The organism is Variovorax sp. ISS6, from assembly GCF_056523145.1.
Map to the genome: position 1 here is coordinate 6,378,288 of NZ_JAWRZC010000001.1, position 23,220 is coordinate 6,401,507.

Below are 23,220 nucleotides of genomic sequence, written 5' to 3' on the forward strand. Positions count from 1 at the left end.
CATCGCGCACCTTGCCGGCACTCCATGACCTGGCCGCCAATTCGTATGGCGGCGACGAAGCCGGGCTGATCTGCGGCTACCTGTTCGACCCGGGCGCGTCGGGCCCCGACGCCTCGCGCGAGATCGATTCGAGCCAGGCCGCGGCCTGGCTCGATGCGCTGCCGCCCGACGAAGAGCTGGCGGGCGCGCCCTTCGAGGGCCCCTACGCCTGGCTGCACTTCAACCTGAGCCATGCCCAGGCCGAGCGCTGGCTGCGGCGCCACGCGCGGCTGTCGGACACCTTCTACGAGACGCTGCACGAGGGCCTGCCCTCCACGCGCATCGAGCGCGCCGACGATGCGCTGATCGCGGTCATCAACGACGTGCACTTCGATTTCAGCTTCGAGCCCTCGGACATCTCGACGCTGTGGATCGCGGTCGGCGCGCGGCTGGTCGTGACCGCGCGCAGCAAGCCGCTGCGCTCGGTCGACGCGCTGCGCACCGCGGTCAAGGCCGGCGACGCGCCGGGCTCGAGCACCGAGCTGCTCGAGCACCTGCTGCGCGCGCAGGCCGACGTGCTGGTGAAGATCGTGCGCGGCGTGACCGGCCGCGTCGACCGCATCGAGGACGAACTGCTGGCCGGCCGGCTCGACCACAAGCGCGCGCGCCTGGGCCTGATGCGCCGGCTGCTGGTGCGGCTGCAGCGCCTGCTGGCGCCCGAGCCGGCGGCGCTGTTCCGGCTGCTGCAGCGCCCGCCGGGCTGGATGGCCGAGGACGACACGCAGGAGCTGCGCGGCGCGACCGAGGAGTTCTCGGTGGTGCTGCGCGACATGCAGGCGCTGCAGGAACGCATCAAGCTGCTGCAGGAGGAGATCGCCGCCAACGTCAACGAGGACAACAACCGCAGCCTGTTCGTGCTGACGGTGGTCACGGTGCTGGCGCTGCCGATCAACATCCTGGCCGGCCTGTTCGGCATGAACGTCGGCGGCATCCCGCTGGCCGAGCACAAGCACGGCTTCTGGATCGTGGTGGCGATCGTCGCCACCTTCACCGCGGTGGCCGCCTGGGCCGCTTTCAGGAAGAAGCGCTGAGCCGCTCCACCGCTGCGGTTAATGCTATTTATCTAGTAGCAAATACGAGCACCCATGCGACCGTGTCGACAGGCCGGAGCGCCTAGAATCGACCGGTGTCCTCCATTCTCAATGCCGACCTGCACTGCCACTCCGTGGTGTCCGACGGCACACTGACGCCCGAAGAACTCGCCGTGCGCGCCGCCAGCAATGGCGTCGACCTGTGGGCGCTGACCGACCACGACGAGATCGGCGGCCAGCACCGCGCCGCCGCGGCCGCGCGCGAGAACGGCATGCGCTACCTCACCGGCACCGAGATCTCGGTCACCTTCGCGGGCGAGACCGTGCACATCGTCGGCCTGGGCTTCGACCCCGACGACGCCGCCATGACCCAGGGCCTGTACGACACCCGCGGCGGCCGCGGCAAGCGCGCGCAGGAAATGTCCGAGGGGCTGGCCAAGGTCGGCATCCAGGGCGCCTACGAGGGCGCGCTCAAGTTCGTCGGCAACCCCGAGCTGATCTCGCGCACCCACTTCGCGCGCTTCCTGGTCGAGCAGGGCCACTGCCGCGACACGCCCGAGGTGTTCCGCAAGTACCTCACCGAGGGCAAGCCCGGCTACGTGCCGCACCGCTGGGCCACGCTGAGGGACGCGGTGCACTGGATCACCTCGGCCAAGGGCCTGGCCGTGATCGCGCACCCGGGCCGCTACAAGTTCAGCGCCAACGAGGAGTACGCGCTGTTCCTCGAGTTCAAGGCGCACGGCGGACAGGCCATCGAGGTCGTCACCGGCAGCCACACCCCGGCCGAATACGTCGAGTACGCCGACAAGGCGCTCGAGTTCGGTTTCGCCGCCTCGCGCGGCAGCGATTTCCACAGCCCCGACGAAAGCCACTGCGACCTCGGCAAGCTGCCGCCGCTGCACGCTTCGCTCACGCCGGTATGGGAACTGCTCGGCCACCGAATCCAGACCTAGCGTGAGCCAACAGCCCGGGACCGCGACCGAGAGCGCCGCAACCCAAGCGCTGGCCCTGGCCCGCGCCGCGGCCCAGGCCGCCTCCAGCCGCGAGTCCGAACGCATCCTGGCCGGCATCGGCCTCGTCGTGCTGGCCGTGGCCTGCTTCGCCACGCTCGACACCGCCACCAAGATCTCGACCGCGAGCGTGCCGATCCTGATGGGCGTGTGGTTCCGCTATGCCTTCCAGGCCGTGGCCACCACCGCCGTGCTGCTGCCGCTGCGCGGCACCGCGCTGCTGCGCACCGCCCATCCGCGCTATCAGGCGCTGCGCGGGGCGCTGCTGCTGGGCTCGAGCCTGTTCGCCTTCATGAGCCTGCGCTACATGCCGCTGGCCGAGTTCACCTCGATCGTGCTGATCGCGCCGCTGGTGATCACGCTGCTGGCGGCCACCACGCTCAAGGAGCAGGTCTCGCCGCTGCGCTGGACGCTGGTGGCGGGCGGCTTCGCCGGGACGCTGGTCATCCTGCGGCCCGGCGGCGGCGCCTTCAGCTGGGCCATCCTGCTGCCGATCGGCCTGGTGATGACCAACGCCTGGTTCCAGGTGCTCACGAGCAAGCTCGCGCAGACCGAGAACCCGCTGACCATGCACTTCTACACCGGCTGGGTCGGCACGCTGCTGGCCTCTCTGGCCGTGCCCTTCGCCTGGACCGCGCTGCCCTCGTGGCACTGGTGGGCGCTGCTGTGCCTCATGGGCCTGATGGGCACGGTGGGGCACTTCATGCTGATCCTCGCCTACCAGCGCGCGCCAGCCTCCACCCTCACGCCCTACCTCTATGCGCAGATCGCCTTCGCGATGCTCGGCGGCTGGCTGATGTTCTCCCACGTGCCCGATGTCGTGTCGCTGGTCGGCATGGCGATGATCGCCGTCTGCGGCGCGGCCGGTGCCTGGCTCACCGTGCGCGAGCGCCGCGTGCCGATCGAACCGGCGGAATCCTGATCAGGAGCGTTTTTCATGGCCCAGTACTTCGAAGTCCACCCCGAGAACCCCCAGCAGCGCCTGCTCAAGCAGGCCGTGGCGCTGCTGCAGCGCGGCGAGATCGTCGCCGTGCCCACCGACTCCAGCTACGCGCTGGCCTGCCACCTCGACGACAAGGACGCGGTCGACCAGCTGCGCCGCATCCGCCAGGTCGACGACAAGCATCACCTGACCCTGATCTGCCGCGACCTCAGCGAGCTCGCGAACTACGCGCGCGTGGACAACAAGCAGTACCGCCTGCTGAAGGCCGCCACGCCCGGCCCCTACACCTTCCTGCTCGAAGCCACCAAGGAAGTGCCGCGGCGCGTGAGCCATCCGCAGCGCAAGACCATCGGCCTGCGCGTGCCCGACCACAAGGTGCTGCTCGAGCTGCTGGCGCTGCATGGCGCGCCGCTTTTGGCCACCACGCTGATCGCACCCGGCGAGACCGAGGCGCTCAACGACGCCGAGGTCATCCGCGAGCGCTTCGAGAAGCAGATCGCGGGCGTGATCGACGCCGGCGCCTGCCCCTCCCAGCCGACCACCGTGGTCGACCTCACGCCCATGGGCAGCGGCGACGATCCGGTGGTGGTGCGCCAGGGGCGCGGGGCGCTCTCCGTGCTGGGGCTGTGATGCAGCCTTCGTTTTCCCCTTGTTCCGTCTGACACAATCTCGCAGTGGATATCTCCAATCTGATACAGACGGTCCTGATCTATGCGCTGCCCGTGATCTTCGCGATCACCGTGCACGAAGCCGCGCACGGCTACGTGGCGCGCTACCTCGGCGACAACACGGCGGCGGTCATGGGCCGCGTCACGCTCAATCCGATGAAGCACATCGACCCCATCGGGACCATCCTGATGCCGCTGATGCTCTACTTCGCGACCTCGGGCGCCTTCCTGTTCGGCTATGCCAAGCCGGTGCCGGTCAATTTCGGCCGGCTGCGCCATCCCAAGCGCGACATGGTCTGGGTGGCCCTGGCCGGTCCGGCCTCGAACTTCATCCAGGCGATCCTCTGGGCCGTGGTCTGGGCGGTGCTCGTCGGCGTGGGCGTGCAAGAGCCCTTCTTCGTCAAGATGGCGCAGGGCGGCGTGCTGGTCAACCTCGTGATGTGGGCCTTCAACCTCTTCCCGCTGCCACCGCTCGACGGCGGCCGCGTGCTGGCCGGGCTGCTGCCCAACGGTCCGGCGCAGAATTTCCTCGCTCGCATCGAGCCCTACGGTTTCTTCATCGTGATGGGCCTGGTGCTCGCCGGCATCGTCAGCAGGTTCTGGCTGATGCCGCTGATGAGCGTGGGCTACGAGGTGCTCGATCTGCTGATCGGGCCGCTGCAGGCCCTGTTGCGTTGATGTTGCGTTAGTTTCCAGTTCCGACCATGGCTTCGTCCTCCCCTTCCCCGCTGCGCGTCCTCACCGGCATCACGCCCTCCGGCACGCCCCATCTCGGCAACTACGTCGGCTCGATCCGCCATTCGGTGCGCCAGAGCGTCGCGCCCGGCGTCGAGAGCTACTTCTTCCTGGCCGACTACCACGCCCTCATCAAGGTGCAGGAGCCCGCGAAGATCCAGCGCTCCACCCTGGAGATCGCCGCCAGCTGGCTGGCCTGCGGGCTCGATCCCGAGCGCGTCACCTTCTACCGCCAGTCCGACATTCCCGAGATCCCCGAGCTCACCTGGTTCCTGACCTGCGTCACCGGCAAGGGCGTGCTCAACCGCGCCCATGCCTACAAGGCCCAGGTCGACAAGAACACGGCCAAGGGCGAGGACGTCGATGCCGACGTCACGGCGGGCCTGTTCATGTACCCGGTGCTGATGGGCGCGGACATCCTGATGTTCAACGCCCACAAGGTGCCCGTGGGCCGCGACCAGGTGCAGCACATCGAGATGGCGCGCGATATGGCGCAGCGCTTCAACCACCTCTACGGCGACCACTTCACGCTGCCGGACGCCGAGATCGACGAGGCCGTCGCCACCCTGCCCGGCCTCGACGGCCGCAAGATGAGCAAGAGCTACAACAACACGATCCCGTTGTTCACGCCGCGCGCCCAGCTGCAGAAGCAGATCGCGAGCATCGTGACCGACTCGCGCGCGCCCGGCGAGCCCAAGGAGACCGAGGGCTCGGCGCTGTTCCAGATCTACCAGGCCTTCGCGAGCGCCGACGAAACGGAAGCGCTGCGCAAGTCCTACGCCGAGGGCATCGCCTGGGGCGACGCCAAGCAGGTGCTGTTCGAGCGCATCGACCGCGAGGTGGCGCCGCTGCGCGAGCGCTACGAGGCGCTGATGGCCGACCCGGCGCAGATCGAGCGCACGCTGCTGGCCGGCGCCGACAAGGCGCGCGCGCTGTCGCGCCCGTTCATGACGCGGCTGCGCCACGCGGTCGGCCTGCGCAACCTGGCCGACGCGGGCGACGGCGCCAAGGCGCGCAAGGGCGGCAAGGGGGCCGGCAAGGCCGGCTTCAAGCAGTACCGCGAACGCGACGGGATGTTCTATTTCAAGCTGCTCGACGCGAGCGGCGAAACCCTGCTGCAGAGCCGAGCATTCGCCTCGCCGCAGGAGGCCGGCCGTACCATCGCGGCGCTGCAGGAGCAGCGCGGCGCGGCCTTGGCGACTTATGCGGATCGGCTCGAGCCGATCGCCACGGATGAAGGATTGCGCGCCGCGAGCGAGGCGCTGGAGGCACTGTCGGAGGCCACCGCCACCACCAAGGGCGGCTGATCCGGCAACCGCCACCGGCCCATCCGCCGGTGGACGAGAAGAGAGAAGACGGTGCGATCACAAAGGAAGAAAACATGAGCATATATGTCATCGACGACCACCCCCTGATGCGCGACGCGATCGTGATGGTCCTGCGGCGCCTTCGTCCGGCCGAGAACATCGTCGAGCTCGAACGGCTCGACAAGCTCGCGAGTTCCGTCGCGCAGCGCGGAGCGCCCACGCTCTTCTGTCTCGACCTGAAGCTGCCCGACACCAACGGCGTTTCGGGCGTGATCGCCGTCAAGCAGGTCTATCCCAACGTGCCGATCGCCGTCTATTCGGCGGCGCCCTCGGCCGACATGGAAGACGCCTGCATCGAGGCCGGTGCCGACACCTACATCGAGAAGTCGGCCAGCTCGGCCGAGCTGGCGGCGGCCCTGCGCGGCCTGCTGATGGCCGGCTCGGAAGAAACCGACGAGCCGCCGCTGGCCAGCAACAGCAAGCTGTCGAAGCGCCAGACCCAGCTGATCGCGATGCTCGACAAGGGCATGAGCAACCGCGACATCGCCACCGACCTCGAGATCAGCGAGCACACGGTGAAGGTGCACCTGTGGCGCCTGTTCCGCCGCCTCGGCGTGAAGAGCCGCACGCAGGCGCTGCATTACGCGCGCACGAACGGGTTGCTGTCGGGCTGAGGCCGGCCGCTGCGTCGTGAAGGAGCCGCGCCGTGTGCGCGGCTTTTTCTTTGGGGGCGGAGGCTCTCAGCCCACCGCCGCGCTCACCCGCGCCTGCGCCACCGCCTCGTCCGCATCGTGCAGCGCCACGCGAAACACGCTGCCGCTGCCCAGGCGCGAGCGAACGCTGACCGGGTGGCCCAGCACGTGCGACAGGCGCGCGACGATCGCCAGGCCGAGGCCGAAGCCGTCGGAGGTGCCGGCATGGTCGGCCACCTTGTAGAACTCGAGGAACACGTCGCGCAGGTGCTCGGGCGCGATGCCGATGCCGGTGTCCCAGACCTCCACGCGCATGCCCTCCCGCGTGCGGCGCGAGGCCAGCAGCACGCCGCCCTCGGGCGTGTACTTGATCGCATTGGCCAGCAGGTTGCCGATCATGCGGCGCACGCGGATCGGGTCGGTGAGGAAGCTGCCCTCGGTCACGTGGACGCGGAAGTCGAGGCCCTTGCTCTCGGCCACGGGGCGGTACTGCAGCTCGAGGTCCTGCAGCAGCTCGGCGATGTCCACGCGCTCGATGTGCAGCCGCACCTGGCCCGAGTCGATGCGCGCGAGGTCGAACATGGAGTCGAACAGCGCATTGACCGCATGGGTGGCGCGCACGATCTTCGGCGCCAGCTCGAGCACCAGCTCGGGCTCGTTGCGCAGCCAGTCGGCGTACAGCGACAGCGCCAGCACCGGCTGGCGCATGTCGTGCGCGGCGCTCGCGAGGAAGCGGTTCTTCATCGCCACGGCCGCCACCGCCGCCTGCCGCTGCTGGGTCAGCGACTTGATCAGGATGTGGTTGTGGAACAGCAGCTCCAGGCTGTTGCGCGCGGTCTCGTGGATGTGGTGGCCGGCGCGCAGCAGCAGGTACCAGTGCAGCGTGGGCAGGATCGGCAGCAGGAAGCCGTACTGGAACTGCGGATGCTCGAGGTTGATGACCACCAGCCGCACCAGCACCGAGCCGAGCACGGTGGCGAACAGCGTGTTGACGAAGCGCTTGAGCAGCGGCGGGTGCAGCGCCAGCCCGTTGAGCGGCGAGGTCGCGACGCCCGCGATCACCAGCCAGCTGATGAACTGGTTGACCTGCGGCACGCGCTCGAAGAACAGCAGCACCGACAGGCCCCAGACGAAGGCGCTGGCGGTCCAGACGAAGGCATAGCGGTCGGCGTACTGCTGCTGCGCCAGCGCGCTGCGCCCGACGTAGCGCACCGCGTACACGCGCGCGGCCCAGGCCCGGCAGGCCATCGAGATCAGGCCGGCGGTGAGCCAGGTCAGCACCTCCCAGCGCGGCAGCGCCGACCAGTTGAGCGCCGCCATGCCGACCATCAAGGTGCCCGACACGAGGTAGGAACCGCGCGCCGAGCGCATCAGGCTGCGGATCAGCTCGCCGCGCACCCAGGCCTCGGCCTCGTCGGCGGAGGCCGGCACGGGCGTGAGGTTGGTGATCGAGGCGGCGGTCGCCATCAGGCAGCGCCTTTTCTTCGGTAGCGGGCCAAAACCATGGATGAGGGTGCGGGTGGAGTCGGCGGCCGGAACGGCGTTCCGGCCAGTCCGGCGATCTTACCGGGCTGTAGTCCGGTGTTTCACGCCGTAACAAGCTCCGCGTCCGCCGCCACGATCCGATGTGGCTAGAAGGCTCTTTCCTGCACCGTCGCGTGCGGATGCAGCGGATGCGTCAGCGTGTCCGCGATCAGCCGCAGCGCGTCGTCGCACTCCTCGCGCGACATCGGCCCGCCGAGGCAGATGCGCACCGCGTCGGGCGGATCGCCGTCGGTCGAGAAGGCCGCGCTGGCGACCACGCCCACGTTGCGCGTGCGCAGGAAGGAGGCGAACTCGACCGGGCTCCAGCCCGGCGTGAGCGGCAGCCAGGCATGGAAGCCCTCGGGATGGGCCTGCAGCCCATGGCCGCCGAGATGGCGCGCGGCCAGCAGCTGGCGCGCGGCCGATTCGGCGCGCACCGCCTGCAGCATGGCGTCGGCCGTGCCGTCCTCGACCCACATCGTGGTCAGCGCATTGGTGACCGGCGAGGCCATCACCGTGGTGGCGCGCAGGGCACCCGCGAGCCGCTGCGACTGGCGCGCGGTCGGCGCGCAGACATAGGCGCTGCGCAGCCCCGCGCCGAAGCACTTGGAGAAGCCGGTGACGTAGTAGGTCAGCGCGGGCGCCAGCGTGGCGAGCGTGGGCGGCATCTGGCGCGGCAGCATGCCGTAGGCATCGTCCTCGATGATCGGCACGGCGTAGCGCAGCGCCACGTCGGCCAGCGCCTCGCGCCGCGCGCGGCTCACGGTGCCGGTGGTGGGGTTGAGCAGGGTCGGGTTGCAGTACAGCGCCTTGGGCTTCAGGGTCTTGCAGGCGTGCTCGAAGGCATCGGCGATCGGGCCGTCGTCGTCGAGCTGCAGCGCATGCAGCTGCACGCCGAGCTGGGCCGCGATGGCCTTGATGCCCGGATAGGTCAGCGATTCCACGCACACCAGCTCGCCGGGCCGCGCGAGCTGCGAGATCAGCGCGGTCAGCACGCCGTGGATGCCGGGGCACACGAGGATGCGGTCGACGCCGGCCTCGGGCACGTGCGGGCGCAGCCACTGCATCGCGGCCTCGCGGTCGTGCACCGTGCCGCCGAAGTCCTGGTAGCGCAGCAGGTCGTAGAGGTCGGCCTGCGCGAAGGCCTGCGCGGCGCCCTCGTGCATGCGCGCCACCAGGTGCTCGTCGCGCGGCTCGGGCGGCATGTTCATCGTCATCTCGGCGCCGCTGCCGCCGCGCAGCCGCAGGCTCGGGCTGCCGGTGCGGATGAAGGTGCCGGTGCCCGCGCGCGAGTCGATCAGCCCGCGCTTGCGCGCCTCGGCGTAGCCGCGCGCCACGGTCGTGTAGTTGAGCTGCAGGTCCGCCGCCAGCTCGCGCAGCGTGGGCAGCCGGTCGCGCGCGCCGAGCCGGCCGGTGCGGATGTCGTCGGCGATCAGGTCGGCCAGCAGCAGGTAGGCCGGCTTGGCGCTGGCGCGCAGCTGCTTGCGCCAGTGCAGCGTGACGGGGGCGATCGGGGCGGTGTCGGTGGCGGCCACTTGATTGCATCCATTGATTGCATCGGGGGACCGATCAACCCGCAGGAAACGTGCCCGTCCCCTGGGGGTTCCCAGGGCCGGCGATGCCTCGAACGGGTGCGATCAGCCCCATTGATCGGGTGCATTGATCGCACGCCGAACGCTTCGCCACGGTGCGGCCCGGCCCGCCGCGAAGGCCGCGCGACGCGTCCGCGACACCCGCGCGGAAATTTTTTCGCGCCCGCATGCGGCACCGCTGCGCCTTGATCGCAACTTGATTGCATCGCGGGCCCCGCGCCCTGGCACATGGCATGCGAAGAAGAAGGCGCGCAGACGCTGCTGCGTTCCTCTCCTTCATCCCTTTCACCGGAGTACCCCATGCCCACCGTGACCCGTCCCCGCAACGAAAAAGGCGAGTTCCTCGTCGACTACGAAGAGAAGGTGTTCGAAGACGTGAAGGCCGAGCCCGGCGAGAAGGCGCTCGTGACCTTCCACACCGTGGCCTTCGAAGGCTCGATCGGCTTCGTCAACCTGCTGCAGGCCACCCGCCTCAAGCGCAAGGGCTTCGAGACCTCGATCCTGCTCTACGGCCCCGGCGTCACGCTGGGCGTGCAGCGCGGCTTCCCGACGCTGGGCGACGAGGCCTTCCCGGGCCACCAGAACTTCAACAAGCAGATCGCCACCTTCATCGCCGAGGGCGGCAAGGTCTACGCCTGCCGCTTCGCGCTGCAGGCGCTCTACGGCCATGGCGAGGGCGCGCTGATCGAGGGCATCAAGCCGATCAACCCGCTCGACGTGCTCGACCTGATCCTGCTGCACCGCAAGGCCAACGCCTTCATCCTCGACACCTGGACGCTGTAAGCGATGGCCACCGCACCCCGCATCGTCCGCGCCGCGGCGATCCAGATCGCGCCGGACTTCGACCGTCCCGACGGCACGCTCGATCGGGTGTGCAGCGCGATCGACGAAGCCGCTTCGAAGGGCGCGCAGCTCGCGGTCTTCCCCGAGACCTTCGTGCCCTACTACCCCTACTTCAGCTTCGTGCTGCCGCCGGTGCTGCAGGGCGCGCCGCACCTGCTGCTGGCCGAGCGCGCGGTGGTGGTGCCCGGCCCGGTCACGCAGGCCGTGGCCGAGCGGGCGCGCGCCCGCGGCGTGGTGGTGGTGCTCGGCGTGAACGAGCGCGACCACGGCAGCCTCTACAACACGCAACTGGTGTTCGACGCCGACGGCACGCTCGCACTCAAGCGCCGCAAGATCACGCCGACCTACCACGAGCGCATGGTCTGGGGCCAGGGCGACGGCGCCGGGCTCAAGGTGGTCGACACCGCCATCGGCCGCGTCGGCGCGCTGGCCTGCTGGGAGCACTACAACCCGCTGGCGCGCTACAGCCTGATGGCGCAGCACGAGGAGATCCACTGCGCGCAGTTCCCGGGCTCGCTGGTGGGCCCGATCTTCGCCGAGCAGATGGAGGTGACGATCCGCCACCACGCGCTCGAGTCGGGCTGCTTCGTGGTCAACGCCACCGGCTGGCTCAGCGACGAGCAGATCCGCAGCGTCACGCCCGACCCGAACCTGCAGAAGGCGCTGCGCGGCGGCTGCCACACGGCCATCGTCTCGCCCGAGGGGCGGCATCTCGCGCCGCCGCTCACCGAGGGCGAGGGCATGGTGATCGCCAACCTCGACATGGCGCTGATCGCCAAGCGCAAGCGAATGATGGATTCGGTGGGCCACTACGCGCGCCCCGAGCTGCTCTCGCTCGCCATCGACGACCGGCCCGCGGCCACCACCGTGCCGATGCACACCCTTTCTTCCCACCCACGGAGCCCCGACCATGACGACGACCGCCGCCCTCGCACCGAATCCCGCACCGAATCCCGCGCCGGTGGACAGCCGCCAGCTGATGACGGAGCTCCAGTCCTTCGGGTTGCGGCTGGTTGATCCCGGCGCGGGCGCCGCCAGCCGCCGCGGCGGCGCCGGCCCCTCGGACCACAAGGCCGTGCTGGTCGACGGCCACACGATCATGGTGCCGGTGCACACCGCGAGCGCCTGGCATTCGCCGTTCACGGCCGAGGCGCCGAACGCGCAGGGCGTGAGCCGCGTGATGCGCGGCAGCATCCCGATCGCGAACATCGCCTTTCCGCGCCAGCCGCGCTTCTATGCGATGCAGACCTTCGACGGCGTGCCCTATTCGCACATCGCCACCTTGCACGGCAGCGACGTGCTCGCCACCACCGTGCTGCAGACCTGCATCCGCTACGAGAGCCGGCGCAAGAGCTGCAAGTTCTGCGCGATCGGCCAGTCGCTCGCGGCCGGCCGCACCATCGCGCACAAGACGCCGCAGCAGCTCGCCGAGGTGGCGCGCGCGGCCGTGCTGCTCGACGGCGTGAAGCACATGGTGCTGACCACGGGCACGCCCAACGCCACCGACCGCGGCGCGGCGGTGCTCTGCGAGAGCGCCTTCGCGATCAAGGCCGCGGTCGACATCCCGATCCAGGGCCAGTGCGAGCCGCCCGACGACGACCGCTGGTTCCAGCGCATGAAGGCCGCGGGCATCGACACGCTGGGCATGCACCTGGAGGTGGTCACGCCCGAAGTGCGCGAACGCATCATGCCGGGCAAGGCCAGCGTGCCGGTGTCGCGCTACATGAGCGCCTTCGAGGCCGCGGTGGCGGTGTTCGGCCGCGGCCAGGTCAGCACCTACATCCTCGCGGGCCTCGGCGATTCGCGCGAGGCCATCCTCTCGGTCTGCGACGAGCTGCTCGCGCGCGGCGTCTACCCCTTCGTCGTCCCCTTCGTACCGATCAGCGGCACGCCGCTCGAGGACCATCCCGCGCCCACGCCCGAGTTCATGAAGTCGCTGCTCGAGCCGCTGGGCCGGCGCGTCGCGGCCGCCGGGCTGCGCTCGGCCGACATCAAGGCCGGCTGCGGCAAGTGCGGCGCGTGTTCTTCTCTGTCCGTCTACGAGGCCTGAGATGAAGACCGCCGAAGCCTGGAGCGAGCTGCCGCTGGCCTACGCGCCGGTCGAATACCTCGTGCGCGAGGCTTCCCAGCAATGGGAGCGCGACGAGGCGATGGCGCTGCGCCGCGCCGTGTTCTGCATCGAGCAGGGCATCTTCGCGCGCGACGACCGCGACGCGATCGACGACCATGCACTGCTGCTGGTCGCGATGTCGTGCAACGCCGGCATGCCCGAGCAGGTGGTGGGCACGGTGCGCATCCACCGCGGCAAGGCCGCGGGCGAATGGTGGGGCTCGCGGCTCGCGGTGCACCCGGCCTTCCGCAGCCAGGGCCACCTGGGCGCGACGCTGATCCGGCTCGCGGTGTCGCGCGCCCATGCGCTGGGCTGCACGCTGTTCCTCGCGCAGGTGCAGCAGCAGAACGAGCCGCTGTTCCGCAAGCTCGGCTGGACCACGCTCGGCGAATGCGAGGTGCAGGGCCGAGCGCATGCGCGCATGCGCGCCGACCTCGGCTTCTATCCGCCCTGCCACGATCCGGTCAGCGGCTTCGTCACGCGCGCGAAGGTGCCGCGATGAGCCGCGCCGCCGAGATCGCCGAAGCGCTGCGCGCCACGCGCGGCTTCGCCCACAAGCGCGACATCAGCGAGGTGGTGGCCGCGCTGGGCCGCTCGCTGCCCGGCGGCCACGCGGCGCTCGCGCAGGCCGTGCCCGTGGGCGACGACTGCGCCGCCATTCCCGACGGCCGCGGCGGCTACCTGCTGTTCGCGATCGAGGGCCTGGTCGAGGACTTCATCGTGCGCATGCCCTGGTTCGCGGGCTACTGCGGCGTGATGGTCAACGTGAGCGACATCTACGCGATGGGCGGGCGCCCGACCGCGGTGGTCGACGCGCTGTGGAGCAGCGGCATGAACCCGGCCGACCAGGTGCTCGGCGGCATGGCCGAGGCCGCGGCGCGCTATGGCGTGCCGATCGTCGGCGGCCACAGCAACAACCGCAGCGAGCGGCCGCAGCTCGCGGTCGCGATCCTCGGCCATGCGCGCCGGCTGATCACGAGCTTCGATGCGCGGCCCGGCGACCTGCTGGTGATGGCGGCCGACCTGCGCGGCGCCTACGAGGAGCCCTTCCCCTACTGGAACGCCTCGACGCGCGCGCCGGCCGCGCGGCTGCGCGCCGACCTCGAGCTGCTGCCCGCGCTGGCCGAGGCCGGCCTGTGCCGCGCCGGCAAGGACATCAGCATGGCCGGCGCGGTCGGCACCGCGATGATGCTGCTCGAATGCTCGGGCGTGGGCGCCTCGATCGAGCTCGATGCGCTGCCGAAGCCCGAGGGCGTGCCGCTGTTGCGCTGGCTGTCGTCGTTCCCGAGCTACGGCTTCGTGCTCGGCGTGGCGCCCGCGCAGCTCGCGCGCGTGCTCGCACGCTTCGCGGCGCGCGACATCGCCTGCGGCGTGATCGGCACCGTGGACGAGAGCCGCACCGTGCGCCTGCGCGCCGATGGCGAGGAGGCCCTGCTGTGGGACTTCGGCCGCGATGCCTTCATCCAGCCGCCGGCGCCGTCCGGCCTGCGCGAGGAGGCCCGCCATGGCTGACGACGACCTCGAGCGCCCGCTGCGCATCGGGCTGCTGACGCATTCGGTCAACCCGCGCGGCGGCGTGGTCCACACGCTGGAACTCGCGCGTGCGCTGCACGAGGCCGGCCATGCCGTCACCGTGTTCGCGCCGGCCGCGCCGGGCCAGCGCTTCTTCCGCGAACCGCCCTGCCGCGCCGAGCTCGTGCCGGTGCACGGCACGCCGGCCGACACGGTGGCGATGGTGCGCACGCGCATCGCGGCCTTCGTCGACCACCTGGGCGCGCTGCTCGAGCACGAGCGCTTCGACGTGCTCCACACCCACGACTCGATCGGCGGCAATGCGCTGGCACGGCTGCAGGACATGGGCCGCATCGAGGGCTTCGTGCGCACGGTCCATCACCTCGACGACTTCGCCGATGCGCAACTCGCGCACTGGCAGCAGCAGGCCTTCGTCCGCGCGCGGCAGGTGTTCTGCGTGAGCCGGCTGTGGTGCGAGCATCTCGCGCGGCAGCACGGGATCGCGGCGCAGGAGGTGGCGAACGGCATCGACACCGCGCGCTTCTCGCCGCGCATGCAGGCCGGCGACGCGGCGCTCGCGCGGCGACTCGGCATCCGTACCGGCGCGCCGGTGGTGCTGGCCGTCGGCGGCGTCGAGGAGCGCAAGAACACGCTGCGCCTGCTCGAGGCCTTCGCGCTGCTGCGGCAGCGCCCGGGCCAGGCCGATGCGCAACTGGTGATCGCGGGCGGCGCGAGCCTGCTCGACCACAGCGCCGCCATGCAGGCCTTCGCCGGCGCGCTCGCGCGCCTCGGGCTGGCCGAAGGCCCGGACCGCGCCGTGCGGCTCACCGGGCCGCTGGCCGACGAGGACATGCCCGCGCTCTATCGCCTGGCCGACGTGGTCGCGATGCCCTCGCTGCGCGAAGGCTTCGGGCTGGTGGTGCTCGAAGGCCTGGCGAGCGGCCGGCCCGTGGTGGCCTCGCGCATCGCGCCCTTCACCGACTACCTCGCGCCCGAGGACGTGAGCTGGGCCGACCCGCTCGATGCCGGCTCGATCGCGCAGGCCCTGGCCGAGGCGCTCGCGCGCCGCGACGACGCGCGCATCGCGCGATCGGCGGCCCGGCTCGCGCGGCACTTCAGCTGGGCCGAGAGCGCGCAGCGGCACGTCGCCCTCTACCGCGAAGGCCTGCGCCGCCCCCACGCCATCGAGACGAGGACCGCCCCATGCCCGTGATGCATTTCCAGGTGCGCTGGCCCGATGCCAGCGAATCGCGCTGCTACTCGCCCTCGCTGGTGGTGCGCGACTTCCTCGCGCCCGGCGAACGCTATGCGCTCGACGATTTCCTGCGGCGCACGCGCGAGGCGCTCGGCATCGCCTCCGAACGCGTGCGCGCGAAGTACGGCTTCGCCTGTTCGCAGGCGATGGACCAGCTCGCCGAGATCGAGCGCATCGCCGCGCGCTTCGAGCCCGCCGCCGAAGTCACCGTGCTGGCCTTCGACTGACCTCCCCCTTGCGCCCCCATCGAGAAAGAGAGACCCCATGTCCCACCCCACCCATCCCGAGCATCCCTACGGCGGCCGCAGCCACTACAGCGTGGCGATCGTCGGCGGCGGCCAGGCCGGCCTGTCGCTGAGCCACTGCCTGCAGCAGCGCGGCATCGACCACCTCGTGATCGAGAAGCGCAGCCTGGTCCACAGCTGGCGCACGCAGCGCTGGGATTCGTTCTGCCTGGTCACGCCCAACTGGCAATGCCAGCTGCCGGGCTGGCCCTACCAGGGCGACGATCCGCACGGCTTCATGGTCAAGGACCAGATCAACGACTGGCTCGCGGGCTTCGTGGCGCAGGTGAAGCCGCCCGCGCTCGAGGGCGTGACGGTGCAGCGCGTGGTGCACGTGCCGCAAAGCGGCGAGCGCGGCCGCTACGAGGTGCAGACCGACGCCGGCCTCTACACCGCCGACCAGGTGGTGGTGGCCTCGGGCGGCTACCACAAGCCGATCGTGCCGCGGCTGGCCGAGAAGCTGCCGGCCTCGGTGGCGCAGTACCACTCGGCGCAGTACCGCAACCCCGCGCAACTGCCCGAGGGCGCGGTGCTGGTGGTGGGCTGCGGCCAGTCGGGCGCGCAGATCGCCGAGGACCTGCACCTGGCCGGCCGCAAGGTCTACCTGGCCACGGGCGACGCACCGCGCTGCGCGCGCTTCTACCGCGGCCGCGAGGTGGTCGACTGGCTGGCCGACATGCAGTACTACGACATGCCGGTCACCGCCCATCCGCTGCGCGAGGGCGTGCGCGACAACACCAACCACTACGTGACCGGCCGCGACGGCGGGCGCGACATCGACCTGCGGCGCTTCGCGCGCGAGGGCATGGAACTGTTCGGCCTGCTGACCGACCTGGACCAGGGCGTGCTGCAGTTCCAGCCCAACCTGCGCGAGCACCTCGACCATGCCGACCGCATCTACAACGGCATCAACGCCTCGATCGACAAGTTCATCGCCGCCAACGGCATCGAGGCGCCGCCGCCCTCGGTCTACGCGCCCGTGTGGGAGCCGGCCGAGGAACGCACCCGGCTCGATCTCGCGGCCGCGGGCATCACCAGCGTGCTGTGGTGCATCGGCTTCTCGCCCGACTTCGCCTGGGTCGACGCACCGGTGTTCAACGGCCGCGGCCACCCGGTGCACCAGCGTGGCGTCACGCGCGAGCCGGGCCTGTACTTCCTCGGGCTGCCGTGGCTGCACACCTGGGGCTCGGGACGTTTCTCGGGCGTGGCGCGCGACGCGGAGTTCCTTGCCGAGGCGATCGCCGCACGGCGCGCCGAACTGCGCGCGGAACCCGAGGTCGCGCCGCCCCGGCTGCAGGCGGCCTGAGCGCACGGGCTTCAGCCCATCGCGTAGCGCACGATCAGGAACGCGCCCGAGCACAGCACCGCGAGCGCGACCACGCGCAGGAACTGCTCGCGCGACAGCCGCAGCGTGATGCGCCGGCCCAGCGCGGTGCCCAGCAGCATCGCGGGCAGCAGCAGCACGGCCAGCGCGAGGATTGAGACCTCGGCATACACGCCCGCTGCCAGGAACAGCAGCGCGCGCGTGAGCGTGCTGAGGCCGATCAGCGTGGACTGGGTGACGCGCACGCGTTCCTTTTCGTCGATGCGGCCCGCGAGATAGATCGCATAGATGAAGCCGCCGCTGCCGAACATGGCCGAGAAGATGCCGCCGACGAAGCCGAAGGGCACGGCCGCGCGCGCCGAGAGCCGCGCGACCGGCCGCCAGCCGCTGAGCGCATACAGCGCATAGGCGACCGCGAAGATGCCCAGCGCCAGCAGCATCGCCTGCGGCCGTCCCAGCAGCAGCAGCGCGGCGCCCACGAGGCTGCCGAACGCCATCAGCGGCACCAGCCGGCGCAGCTCGGCGCGGTCGGCCGCGCCGGCATCGCGGCTCACGTTGACCACGGCCGCGACGAAGTCGAGCAGCGCCAGCAGCGGCACGACCGTGGCCACCGGCACGAACTGCGCAAGCACCGGCCCGGCGACCAGCGCGGTGCCGAAGCCGGCGATGCCGAAGATCACGTAGGCCGCGACGATGCCGGCGCAGATGGCCAGCAGCTGCAGCGGCGTGAAGGGCAGCAGGTGCTGCAGGGACGACGACAAGGTCATGGGACGCGAATCTAGGCGCTGGCGCCGCGCCAATGCCGAATGCGGCGCGCGGCGATCTCGAAATCAGATCGCTGGCGCGAACGCGGCCTGCAGAGACTCGCGCAGCGCGAGCGCATGCCGCGGCCCGCCCTCGCGCCACAGCACCAGCACGCCGCTGCGGCAGCCCTCGCCGTCGAGCGGCAGCGCGCGCACGCCCGCGGGCGCCAGCGCGGCCATCGAGGCCGGCACGATCGCGAGGCCGAAGCCGGCCTGCACCAGCGCGAGCTGCGACCACTTGCGCGAGCGCACCTGCGCGCCCGGCCAGCGCGTGCGCGGCGGGCAGCAGCACCACCAGCGGCTCGTCGAACAGCGGCGCATGGCCCACGCCCGGATGGCGGCGCAGCACCGGCGCGCGCGCGAGGCCGATGTCGGCGCGGCCCTCGGCGATGTCGAGCGCCTGGTGCTCGGACGAGGCCTGCGCGACCTCGATCGCCACGCCCGGACAGCGCAGCGCATGCGAGCGCAGCGCGCCGAGCAGCACCGGCGACAGCGGCACCGAGCTCGAATGCAGCAGCTGCACCGTGCCCTCGATGCCGCGCTGCGCCTGGCGCGCGCCCAGCGCGGCGGCATCGAGCGCGCGCAGGATCTGGCGCGCGTCGGCATACAGCGAACGGCCGGCCGGCGTCATCTCGAGCTGGCGCGTGCCGCGCTCGAGCAGCGGCACCTGCAGCTGCGTTTCCATCTCCTTGACCTGCCGGCTCAGCGCCGACTGCGCGATGTAGAGACGTTCCGCCGCGAGGCTGAAGCTGCCGGCATCGACGATGTCGACGAAGTAGCGCAACTGCTTGTGGGTGAGCATGAAGTCCTCCGCTGGCGTCGCCGTGCCTCAGGCCACCACGCCCGCGAGCGAATCGGCCACGTCGATCGCGCGCGGCAGCGCGGCGCGCACCGCCTCGATGAAGTGCCGCAGCTTGGCCGACTGGAAGCGCGTCTGCGGATAAACGAGGTACACCGGCAGCGGCGGCGCCTGCCATTGCGGCACCAGCCGCAGCAGCCGGCCGCGCGCGATGTCGTCGTTGAGCAGCCAGGCCGAGCCCATGCAGGCGCCGAGCCCCAGCACGGCCGCGTTGCGCAGCGCGTAGAGGCCGTCGGTGCTCAGGCGCGGGCGGATCGGCACCCGGCATTCCTCGCCGGTCGTCACGTGCGAGAGCCGCAGCTCGGTGCGGTAGAAGGTGCGCAGCGCCAGCCAGGGCAGCGCCGCGAGCTCGGAGGCATGCGCGATCGGCGGCCGGCCTTCCATCAGCGCCGGCGCGGCGGCCACGATGCGCGGGATCTCCGAGAGCTTGAGCGCCACCACCGAGGGGTCGTCGATCTCGCCGACCTGGATCGCGCAGTCGATGTTCTCGGTGATGAAGTCGGGACGCCGGTCGTGCAGCAGCCATTCGACGTCCACGCGCGGGTTCTCGCGCAGGTAGCGGTACAGCGGATGCATCAGCAGGTCCTGCCCGAGCGCATGCGGCGCGATCACGCGCAGCGTGCCCTCGGCCGCGCGGCCGGCGCCGCGCAGCTCGTCCTCGAACGCGGCCCAGTCGGCCAGCAGTTCCTTCGCGCGCGCGAAGCAGCGTTCGCCGTCCTCGGTGAGCTTCATGCCGTGGGTGGAGCGCCGCAGCAGGCGCAGCCCGAGCGAGCGCTCGAGCGCCTGCAGGCGCCGGCTCACGGTGGGCTGGCTCATGCCGAGCTGGGCCGCGGCGGCCGACAGGCTGCCGGCCTCGACGATGCGGACGAAGGTCTGCATGAGCTCGACGCGGTCGGCCGGGGCGGCGGCCGGGAGAACGGCGGGCGTTTCGGGAGCGGAATTCGATGCCATCGCGGGATTCTGCGCCTTGTATGCGTCAAACGTATATGCGTTGTTCACTGCCGAGGGCTACCGTTCGAGCGCTCCGCCCTGCAAACTCCGCGCACTTTCCGCCGAATCCAAGGGTAAATACCATGTCTTCCATTCAAGCAGCGCATGCGGGCACCAAGCCGCTGGCGCCGGCCGCCCCGGCCCTGCCCGCCTCGCTGGTGCTGCTGCTCGCCAGCGGCGCCGGCTTCGCGGTGGCCGCCCTCTATTACAGCCAGCCGATGCTGGGCGTGCTCGCGGCCGACATCGGCGCGCCGACGCGCACGGTCGGCTTCGTGCCCACGCTGACCCAGCTCGGCTATGCGCTGGGCATCCTGTTCCTGGCGCCGCTGGGCGACCGCTACGACCGGCGCCGCATCATCCTCGCCAAGGCGGCCGTGCTGTGCGTGGCGCTGCTGCTCGCGGGCGCCTCGCCCTCGATCGGCATGCTGCTGGCCGCGAGCCTGGCGATCGGGCTGGCCGCCACCATGGCGCAGGACATCGTGCCCGCCGCCGCCACCCTGGCGCCCGAGGCCAGCCGCGGCAAGACCGTGGGCACGGTAATGACCGGGCTGCTGTTCGGCATCCTGCTGTCGCGCGTGGTCAGCGGCTTCGTGGCCGAGCACTTCGGCTGGCGCACGATGTTCGTGGCCGCCGCCGCCAGCATCGCGCTGATCGGCGCCGCCGCCTGGCGCGGGCTGCCGCGCTTCAAGGCCACCACGCACCTGGCCTACGGCGCGCTGCTGCGCTCGCTGGCCACGCTGTGGCAACGCCATGGCGCGCTGCGCCGCGCGGCCTGGGCGCAGGGGCTGATCTCGATCGGCTTCAGCGCCTTCTGGTCCACGCTGGCCGTGATGCTGCACGGCGAGCCCTTCCACCTCGGCAGCACCGCGGCCGGCGCCTTCGGCCTGGCCGGCGCGGCCGGCGCGCTGGCCGCGCCGCTCGCGGGCCGGCTGGCCGACCGCCGCGGCCCGGAACTGGTGACGCGGCTGGGCGCCGCGCTGGTGGTGGTCTCGTTCGCGGTGATGGCACTCGCGCCGCTGATGGCGCCCGGCGCGCAGCTCGCGGTGATCGTGGTGGCGGTGATCGGCTTCGACCTCGGCGTGCAGGCCACGCTGATCGCGCACCAGACCATCGTCTACGGCATCGAGCCCGGCGCGCGCAGCCGGCTCAACGCGGTGCTGTTCACGGCGATGTTCATCGGCATGGCGATCGGCTCCGCGGTGGGTGCGCTGGCGCTCGCGCAATGGGGCTGGGCCGCGGTGACGGCGCTGGCGATCGCCTCCTCGGCCGCGGCGCTGGCCGTGCGGCTGTGGCCGATGTCGGGCCGCGCCTGACAGCCGGCCACGGCGCTCAGGCCGGCGCCGCCGCCACCGGCATCGAGAAACCCTTGCGCAGCAGCGCCGCCGCGAGCCGGGCGCAGACCACGCGGTCCGGCGCGCCGAGCACCACGGCCAGCAGGCGCCGGCCCTCGTGCGCCGCGGTGGCGATCTGGTGCGCGCCCGTCGCGGGCGAGAAGGCTGCGGCCAGGCCGTCGACGCCGCGCACCGTGCCCAGCAGCAGGTTGACGTTGGGCAGCGCCTGCTCCCAGGGGTCGAGCCGGGTCTTGCCGGCGATGGCGGCGAGCGCCGGATGGTCGCGCATCAGCCGCGCCGCCAGCCGCAGCACGTCGACCGCGTTGCTGCGCGCGCTCTCGTCCTGGCCCGCGGGACAGGCGAAGCGGGTGTCGCGCAGGCCCCAGGCCACGGCCTGGCGGTTCATGGCCTCGACGAAGGCCTCGGTGGTGCCGCTGTGCCAGGCGGCGAGCGCGAAGGCCGCGCTGTCGGACGAGGCGATCAGCACGGCCTCGAGCAGGCGCTGCACCGACAGCCGCACCATGGCCTCGGCGCCGACCGCGATCGGCGTGCGCTCGGCGCGCCGGTCACGCTGCTCGGCGACCAGCTTGCGCTCCACCAGCATCGCGGTCGCGAGCTTGGCGAGCCCGGCCGGCGGATAGCTGCCGGCGGCGGGCTCGTGGCCCAGCAGCCGGTCGGCCGCGAGGTCGTAGAGCGCCCAGCTCGCGGCCGGCGGCAGGGCCGGCGCGGCCTGGTCGCGCGCTGCCTCGGCGGGCGCGGACGACAGCACCCGCGCGGCTTTCCAGTCGAGCCCCGCGGCCTGCTCGAGGTCCGGCGGCAGCTGGTCTGCTGCGACGATGCGGTACGGCGGGGCGGGGGGAAAGGGCTTCAATCGGCGGAGTCCGGCGTGGGGTCGGCGGCGTGGTGCGTGCCGCCGGCATTGTCCGTTGCCGACGCGCGCCGCGTCAGACGGCGAGGGCCTGCTCCACGTCCTGCGTCTTGCGGCGCGCGAGCGCGAGGTTCGACTTCGACTTGTCGAGCACCAGGTAGACGAACAGGCCTTCGTGCTTCTGCAGCGGGCGGATGATGTGGTACTGGCGGCCGAGCGTGATCAGGATGTCCTCGATCGTGTCGTTCAGGCCGAGCGCGCGCATGGTCTTGTTCTTGGCGCGCACCACCTCGGTATTGCCCGCGGCCGCCACTTCGAGGTCCACGCCCGAGCCGACCTGGCCCAGGATCATGCCGCTGCCGGAGTCGACCAGCGCCGCGCACAGGGCGCCGTCGATCGTCATCAGTTCGTCCATGGATTGCTTGATATTTGCCATCGCTGTCTTTCGTAGTCCATCGCCCTGAGGATCGGCCGCCACCCGGGCGAGTGATGAGCGGCGGCCGGTTGGTAACAGTGAAGGGAGGACCCGTGCCTCAGGCACGCTGCAGCGCCAGCGTCGCCTGCTTGGCGAAGTACAGGACCTGGCCGATGACCGCGTCCTTGCCCGCGACCACGCTCACGATCAGGTCGGCCTCGTCGTGGCGCGCCTGCAGCATCAGGATGTGGCCCAGCGCGGACTCGATCGCGACGTTCTCGCACCGGCCCAGGCCGCTCTCCTCGCCGGCCACCGCGCCGAGCGCGGCCAGCGAACTCGCGATGGCCGACAGGCGCGCGACCTGCGCGGTGTTCTCCACGCGCGCGGCCAGCTCGAGGCCGTCCTCGGTCGAGATCACGACGGCCTTCACGCCCTTGATCTCGCGCATGAGCGTGTCGACGGCGGACTCGGCGGCGTCCTTGAGGCGGGGCGGGATGTTCATGTCGGAAGAGAAAGGAAAGAAAGGGGCGGCGCTCAGGCCTCGAGCTGGATCAGCAGCAGCTCGAGCAGCTGCACCACCTGCTGCGGATCGGTCACGTTGGCCGGCAGCACCGGGCACAGCACGCCCTTGTCCTGCATGCGCTGGGCATAGGCGTCGAGGCCGGGTTCGGGATGGGTCTCGGTGCGGCCCACCGCGACCACGCAGGCGGTCTGCGCGATGAGTTCGGCGAAGCCGTCGAGGTAGACCTCGAGGTCGGCCAGCGGATCGGGGCGGCTGTTGTCGACCAGGATCACGAGGCCGAGCGCGCCGCGCGCGAGGATGCGCCACATGAAGTCGAAGCGCATCTGGCCGGGCGTGCCGTAAAGGCGCAGCTTCTCGCCGTTGTCGAGCGTGAGCTCGCCGTAGTCCAGGCCGACGGTGGTGGTGGCCTTGGCGACCGAGGTGTCGCTGTTGCGCACCTCGGTGCGCACCGGCGCGATCTCGCTCACGGCCGCGATGGCGGTGGTCTTGCCGGCGCCCATGGTGCCGGTGAAAAGGATCTTGTGCTCCACGCTCAGTCGGAATCGGTGGGGGTCATGGGGGC

At 71.2% G+C, this 23,220-nt stretch carries 26 protein-coding genes and 1 pseudogene; 17 read left to right on the forward strand and 10 right to left on the reverse strand.

All coding sequences use genetic code 11. The features are described from left to right. The first annotated feature begins 11 nt into the window (after positions 1 to 11). The 7 genes from AC1HIL_RS29370 to AC1HIL_RS29400 all read left to right on the forward strand — a co-directional run bounded on the left by AC1HIL_RS29370 (position 12) and on the right by AC1HIL_RS29400 (position 6,407). On the forward strand, positions 12 to 1,070 hold the full coding sequence (locus tag AC1HIL_RS29370; RefSeq protein ID WP_261210713.1) for a transporter: 1,059 nt from the start codon (positions 12 to 14) through the stop codon (positions 1,068 to 1,070). Positions 1,071 to 1,165: 95 nt separating this feature from the next. Continuing rightward, positions 1,166 to 2,023 carry a 3',5'-nucleoside bisphosphate phosphatase gene (locus tag AC1HIL_RS29375; RefSeq protein WP_479670648.1) on the forward strand — a complete coding sequence of 286 codons (858 nt, stop codon included), beginning with the start codon at positions 1,166 to 1,168 and terminating at the stop codon, positions 2,021 to 2,023. A 1-nt stretch (position 2,024) separates the two neighbouring features. After that, a complete protein-coding gene (locus AC1HIL_RS29380) occupies positions 2,025 to 3,002 on the forward strand; it encodes a DMT family transporter (RefSeq protein WP_261210712.1) in 978 nt (325 codons plus the stop codon). 15 nt (positions 3,003 to 3,017) lie between these two features. Then, entirely contained in the window at positions 3,018 to 3,653 is a 636-nt protein-coding gene (locus AC1HIL_RS29385) for an L-threonylcarbamoyladenylate synthase (RefSeq protein WP_057594421.1), read from the forward strand. Positions 3,654 to 3,697: 44 nt separating this feature from the next. Then, positions 3,698 to 4,369, forward strand: a complete 672-nt coding sequence (locus AC1HIL_RS29390; protein WP_057594422.1) for a site-2 protease family protein — start codon at positions 3,698 to 3,700, stop codon at positions 4,367 to 4,369. Positions 4,370 to 4,395: 26 nt separating this feature from the next. Next, positions 4,396 to 5,733, forward strand: a complete 1,338-nt coding sequence (locus AC1HIL_RS29395) for a tryptophan--tRNA ligase (protein WP_057594423.1) — start codon at positions 4,396 to 4,398, stop codon at positions 5,731 to 5,733. Between the two features lie 74 nt (positions 5,734 to 5,807). Then, a complete protein-coding gene (locus AC1HIL_RS29400) occupies positions 5,808 to 6,407 on the forward strand; it encodes a response regulator transcription factor (protein WP_057594424.1) in 600 nt (199 codons plus the stop codon). A gap of 66 nt (positions 6,408 to 6,473) precedes the next feature. Here AC1HIL_RS29400 and shkS read toward each other — a convergent pair whose 3' ends face one another. Then, positions 6,474 to 7,892, reverse strand: a complete 1,419-nt coding sequence (shkS, locus tag AC1HIL_RS29405) for a surface-behavior sensor histidine kinase ShkS (protein ID WP_479670649.1) — start codon at positions 7,890 to 7,892, stop codon at positions 6,474 to 6,476. A 164-nt stretch (positions 7,893 to 8,056) separates the two neighbouring features. Continuing rightward, on the reverse strand, positions 8,057 to 9,460 hold the full coding sequence (locus tag AC1HIL_RS29410) for an aminotransferase-like domain-containing protein (RefSeq protein WP_057594437.1): 1,404 nt from the start codon (positions 9,458 to 9,460) through the stop codon (positions 8,057 to 8,059). 381 nt (positions 9,461 to 9,841) lie between these two features. Between AC1HIL_RS29410 and AC1HIL_RS29415 the strand changes: the two genes are divergently transcribed. The 8 genes from AC1HIL_RS29415 to AC1HIL_RS29450 are packed head-to-tail and all read left to right on the forward strand — an operon-like array spanning position 9,842 to position 16,851. After that, the gene (locus AC1HIL_RS29415; RefSeq protein WP_093340760.1) at positions 9,842 to 10,324 is read left to right on the forward strand and encodes an MSMEG_0572/Sll0783 family nitrogen starvation response protein; all 483 of its coding nucleotides are present in this window, start codon (positions 9,842 to 9,844) and stop codon (positions 10,322 to 10,324) included. A 3-nt stretch (positions 10,325 to 10,327) separates the two neighbouring features. Next, the gene (locus tag AC1HIL_RS29420; RefSeq protein ID WP_422096094.1) at positions 10,328 to 11,401 is read left to right on the forward strand and encodes a Nit6803 family nitrilase; all 1,074 of its coding nucleotides are present in this window, start codon (positions 10,328 to 10,330) and stop codon (positions 11,399 to 11,401) included. Next, positions 11,364 to 12,434, forward strand: coding sequence for an MSMEG_0568 family radical SAM protein (locus tag AC1HIL_RS29425; protein ID WP_296728973.1), 1,071 nt, complete (start codon positions 11,364 to 11,366; stop codon positions 12,432 to 12,434). The genes AC1HIL_RS29420 and AC1HIL_RS29425 overlap by 38 nt, the downstream gene beginning before the upstream one ends. A 1-nt stretch (position 12,435) precedes the next feature. After that, entirely contained in the window at positions 12,436 to 12,996 is a 561-nt protein-coding gene (locus tag AC1HIL_RS29430) for an MSMEG_0567/Sll0786 family nitrogen starvation N-acetyltransferase (protein ID WP_479670650.1), read from the forward strand. Continuing rightward, the gene (locus AC1HIL_RS29435; RefSeq protein WP_479670651.1) at positions 12,993 to 14,006 is read left to right on the forward strand and encodes a sll0787 family AIR synthase-like protein; all 1,014 of its coding nucleotides are present in this window, start codon (positions 12,993 to 12,995) and stop codon (positions 14,004 to 14,006) included. The genes AC1HIL_RS29430 and AC1HIL_RS29435 overlap by 4 nt, the downstream gene beginning before the upstream one ends. Then, on the forward strand, positions 13,999 to 15,219 hold the full coding sequence (locus AC1HIL_RS29440; protein WP_479670652.1) for an MSMEG_0565 family glycosyltransferase: 1,221 nt from the start codon (positions 13,999 to 14,001) through the stop codon (positions 15,217 to 15,219). The genes AC1HIL_RS29435 and AC1HIL_RS29440 overlap by 8 nt, the downstream gene beginning before the upstream one ends. Further along, positions 15,210 to 15,488, forward strand: coding sequence for an MSMEG_0570 family nitrogen starvation response protein (locus AC1HIL_RS29445; RefSeq protein ID WP_057594432.1), 279 nt, complete (start codon positions 15,210 to 15,212; stop codon positions 15,486 to 15,488). Before AC1HIL_RS29440 ends, AC1HIL_RS29445 begins: the two co-directional genes overlap by 10 nt. Before the next feature lie 37 nt (positions 15,489 to 15,525). Beyond that, on the forward strand, positions 15,526 to 16,851 hold the full coding sequence (locus AC1HIL_RS29450) for an MSMEG_0569 family flavin-dependent oxidoreductase (protein ID WP_057598965.1): 1,326 nt from the start codon (positions 15,526 to 15,528) through the stop codon (positions 16,849 to 16,851). Positions 16,852 to 16,862: 11 nt separating this feature from the next. On the opposite strand, the gene AC1HIL_RS29455 is transcribed toward AC1HIL_RS29450, so the two are convergent. Together AC1HIL_RS29455 and AC1HIL_RS29460 are read right to left on the reverse strand one after the other, a co-directional pair. Next, positions 16,863 to 17,636, reverse strand: a complete 774-nt coding sequence (locus AC1HIL_RS29455; protein ID WP_422096090.1) for a sulfite exporter TauE/SafE family protein — start codon at positions 17,634 to 17,636, stop codon at positions 16,863 to 16,865. A 63-nt stretch (positions 17,637 to 17,699) separates the two neighbouring features. Beyond that, positions 17,700 to 17,993: a LysR substrate-binding domain-containing protein gene (locus tag AC1HIL_RS29460; protein ID WP_479670653.1), complete on the reverse strand. Its 294-nt coding sequence runs from the start codon at positions 17,991 to 17,993 to the stop codon at positions 17,700 to 17,702. Between the two features lie 47 nt (positions 17,994 to 18,040). On the opposite strand from AC1HIL_RS29460, the gene AC1HIL_RS29465 reads away from it, so the two are divergent. After that, positions 18,041 to 18,397 carry a hypothetical protein gene (locus AC1HIL_RS29465; RefSeq protein ID WP_479670654.1) on the forward strand — a complete coding sequence of 119 codons (357 nt, stop codon included), beginning with the start codon at positions 18,041 to 18,043 and terminating at the stop codon, positions 18,395 to 18,397. Here AC1HIL_RS29465 and AC1HIL_RS29470 read toward each other — a convergent pair. Next, positions 18,346 to 18,474: pseudogene (locus AC1HIL_RS29470) on the reverse strand (helix-turn-helix domain-containing protein); the annotation flags it as partial. The gene AC1HIL_RS29465 and the pseudogene AC1HIL_RS29470 overlap by 52 nt on opposite strands. A 27-nt stretch (positions 18,475 to 18,501) precedes the next feature. Continuing rightward, positions 18,502 to 19,482: a LysR family transcriptional regulator gene (locus tag AC1HIL_RS29475; RefSeq protein WP_057597783.1), complete on the reverse strand. Its 981-nt coding sequence runs from the start codon at positions 19,480 to 19,482 to the stop codon at positions 18,502 to 18,504. A gap of 122 nt (positions 19,483 to 19,604) precedes the next feature. Here AC1HIL_RS29475 and AC1HIL_RS29480 point away from each other — a divergent pair, with 122 nt between their 5' ends. Beyond that, positions 19,605 to 20,834 carry an MFS transporter gene (locus tag AC1HIL_RS29480; RefSeq protein ID WP_057597784.1) on the forward strand — a complete coding sequence of 410 codons (1,230 nt, stop codon included), beginning with the start codon at positions 19,605 to 19,607 and terminating at the stop codon, positions 20,832 to 20,834. 16 nt (positions 20,835 to 20,850) lie between these two features. Here the strand turns inward: AC1HIL_RS29480 and AC1HIL_RS29485 are convergent, their stop codons facing one another. The 4 genes from AC1HIL_RS29485 to AC1HIL_RS29500 all read right to left on the reverse strand — a co-directional run bounded on the left by AC1HIL_RS29485 (position 20,851) and on the right by AC1HIL_RS29500 (position 23,188). After that, a complete protein-coding gene (locus AC1HIL_RS29485; RefSeq protein ID WP_261210702.1) occupies positions 20,851 to 21,723 on the reverse strand; it encodes a D-alanyl-D-alanine carboxypeptidase family protein in 873 nt (290 codons plus the stop codon). Between the two features lie 73 nt (positions 21,724 to 21,796). Further along, on the reverse strand, positions 21,797 to 22,156 hold the full coding sequence (locus AC1HIL_RS29490) for a hypothetical protein (protein ID WP_057595890.1): 360 nt from the start codon (positions 22,154 to 22,156) through the stop codon (positions 21,797 to 21,799). Between the two features lie 97 nt (positions 22,157 to 22,253). After that, positions 22,254 to 22,637, reverse strand: a complete 384-nt coding sequence (locus AC1HIL_RS29495; protein WP_057595891.1) for a roadblock/LC7 domain-containing protein — start codon at positions 22,635 to 22,637, stop codon at positions 22,254 to 22,256. 32 nt (positions 22,638 to 22,669) lie between these two features. Then, positions 22,670 to 23,188, reverse strand: coding sequence for a GTP-binding protein (locus AC1HIL_RS29500; protein WP_082321702.1), 519 nt, complete (start codon positions 23,186 to 23,188; stop codon positions 22,670 to 22,672). Positions 23,189 to 23,220 lie beyond the last annotated feature (32 nt).

What these genes read in the sequence shown, in the direction of transcription:
- AC1HIL_RS29385 (WP_057594421.1), top strand. Translation starts at nt 3,018, where the DNA reads ATGGCCCAGTACTTCGAAGTCCACCCCGAGAACCCCCAGCAGCGCCTG.
- AC1HIL_RS29395 (WP_057594423.1), top strand. Translation starts at nt 4,396, where the DNA reads ATGGCTTCGTCCTCCCCTTCCCCGCTGCGCGTCCTCACCGGCATCACG.
- AC1HIL_RS29400 (WP_057594424.1), top strand. Translation starts at nt 5,808, where the DNA reads ATGAGCATATATGTCATCGACGACCACCCCCTGATGCGCGACGCGATC.
- shkS (WP_479670649.1), bottom strand. Translation starts at nt 7,892, where the DNA reads ATGGCGACCGCCGCCTCGATCACCAACCTCACGCCCGTGCCGGCCTCC.
- AC1HIL_RS29415 (WP_093340760.1), top strand. Translation starts at nt 9,842, where the DNA reads ATGCCCACCGTGACCCGTCCCCGCAACGAAAAAGGCGAGTTCCTCGTC.
- AC1HIL_RS29420 (WP_422096094.1), top strand. Translation starts at nt 10,328, where the DNA reads ATGGCCACCGCACCCCGCATCGTCCGCGCCGCGGCGATCCAGATCGCG.
- AC1HIL_RS29425 (WP_296728973.1), top strand. Translation starts at nt 11,364, where the DNA reads ATGACGGAGCTCCAGTCCTTCGGGTTGCGGCTGGTTGATCCCGGCGCG.
- AC1HIL_RS29430 (WP_479670650.1), top strand. Translation starts at nt 12,436, where the DNA reads ATGAAGACCGCCGAAGCCTGGAGCGAGCTGCCGCTGGCCTACGCGCCG.
- AC1HIL_RS29435 (WP_479670651.1), top strand. Translation starts at nt 12,993, where the DNA reads ATGAGCCGCGCCGCCGAGATCGCCGAAGCGCTGCGCGCCACGCGCGGC.
- AC1HIL_RS29440 (WP_479670652.1), top strand. Translation starts at nt 13,999, where the DNA reads ATGGCTGACGACGACCTCGAGCGCCCGCTGCGCATCGGGCTGCTGACG.
- AC1HIL_RS29445 (WP_057594432.1), top strand. Translation starts at nt 15,210, where the DNA reads ATGCCCGTGATGCATTTCCAGGTGCGCTGGCCCGATGCCAGCGAATCG.
- AC1HIL_RS29450 (WP_057598965.1), top strand. Translation starts at nt 15,526, where the DNA reads ATGTCCCACCCCACCCATCCCGAGCATCCCTACGGCGGCCGCAGCCAC.
- AC1HIL_RS29455 (WP_422096090.1), bottom strand. Translation starts at nt 17,636, where the DNA reads ATGACCTTGTCGTCGTCCCTGCAGCACCTGCTGCCCTTCACGCCGCTG.
- AC1HIL_RS29460 (WP_479670653.1), bottom strand. Translation starts at nt 17,993, where the DNA reads ATGCGCCGCTGTTCGACGAGCCGCTGGTGGTGCTGCTGCCCGCCGCGC.
- AC1HIL_RS29465 (WP_479670654.1), top strand. Translation starts at nt 18,041, where the DNA reads ATGTCGGCGCGGCCCTCGGCGATGTCGAGCGCCTGGTGCTCGGACGAG.
- AC1HIL_RS29475 (WP_057597783.1), bottom strand. Translation starts at nt 19,482, where the DNA reads ATGGCATCGAATTCCGCTCCCGAAACGCCCGCCGTTCTCCCGGCCGCC.
- AC1HIL_RS29480 (WP_057597784.1), top strand. Translation starts at nt 19,605, where the DNA reads ATGTCTTCCATTCAAGCAGCGCATGCGGGCACCAAGCCGCTGGCGCCG.
- AC1HIL_RS29490 (WP_057595890.1), bottom strand. Translation starts at nt 22,156, where the DNA reads ATGGCAAATATCAAGCAATCCATGGACGAACTGATGACGATCGACGGC.
- AC1HIL_RS29495 (WP_057595891.1), bottom strand. Translation starts at nt 22,637, where the DNA reads ATGAACATCCCGCCCCGCCTCAAGGACGCCGCCGAGTCCGCCGTCGAC.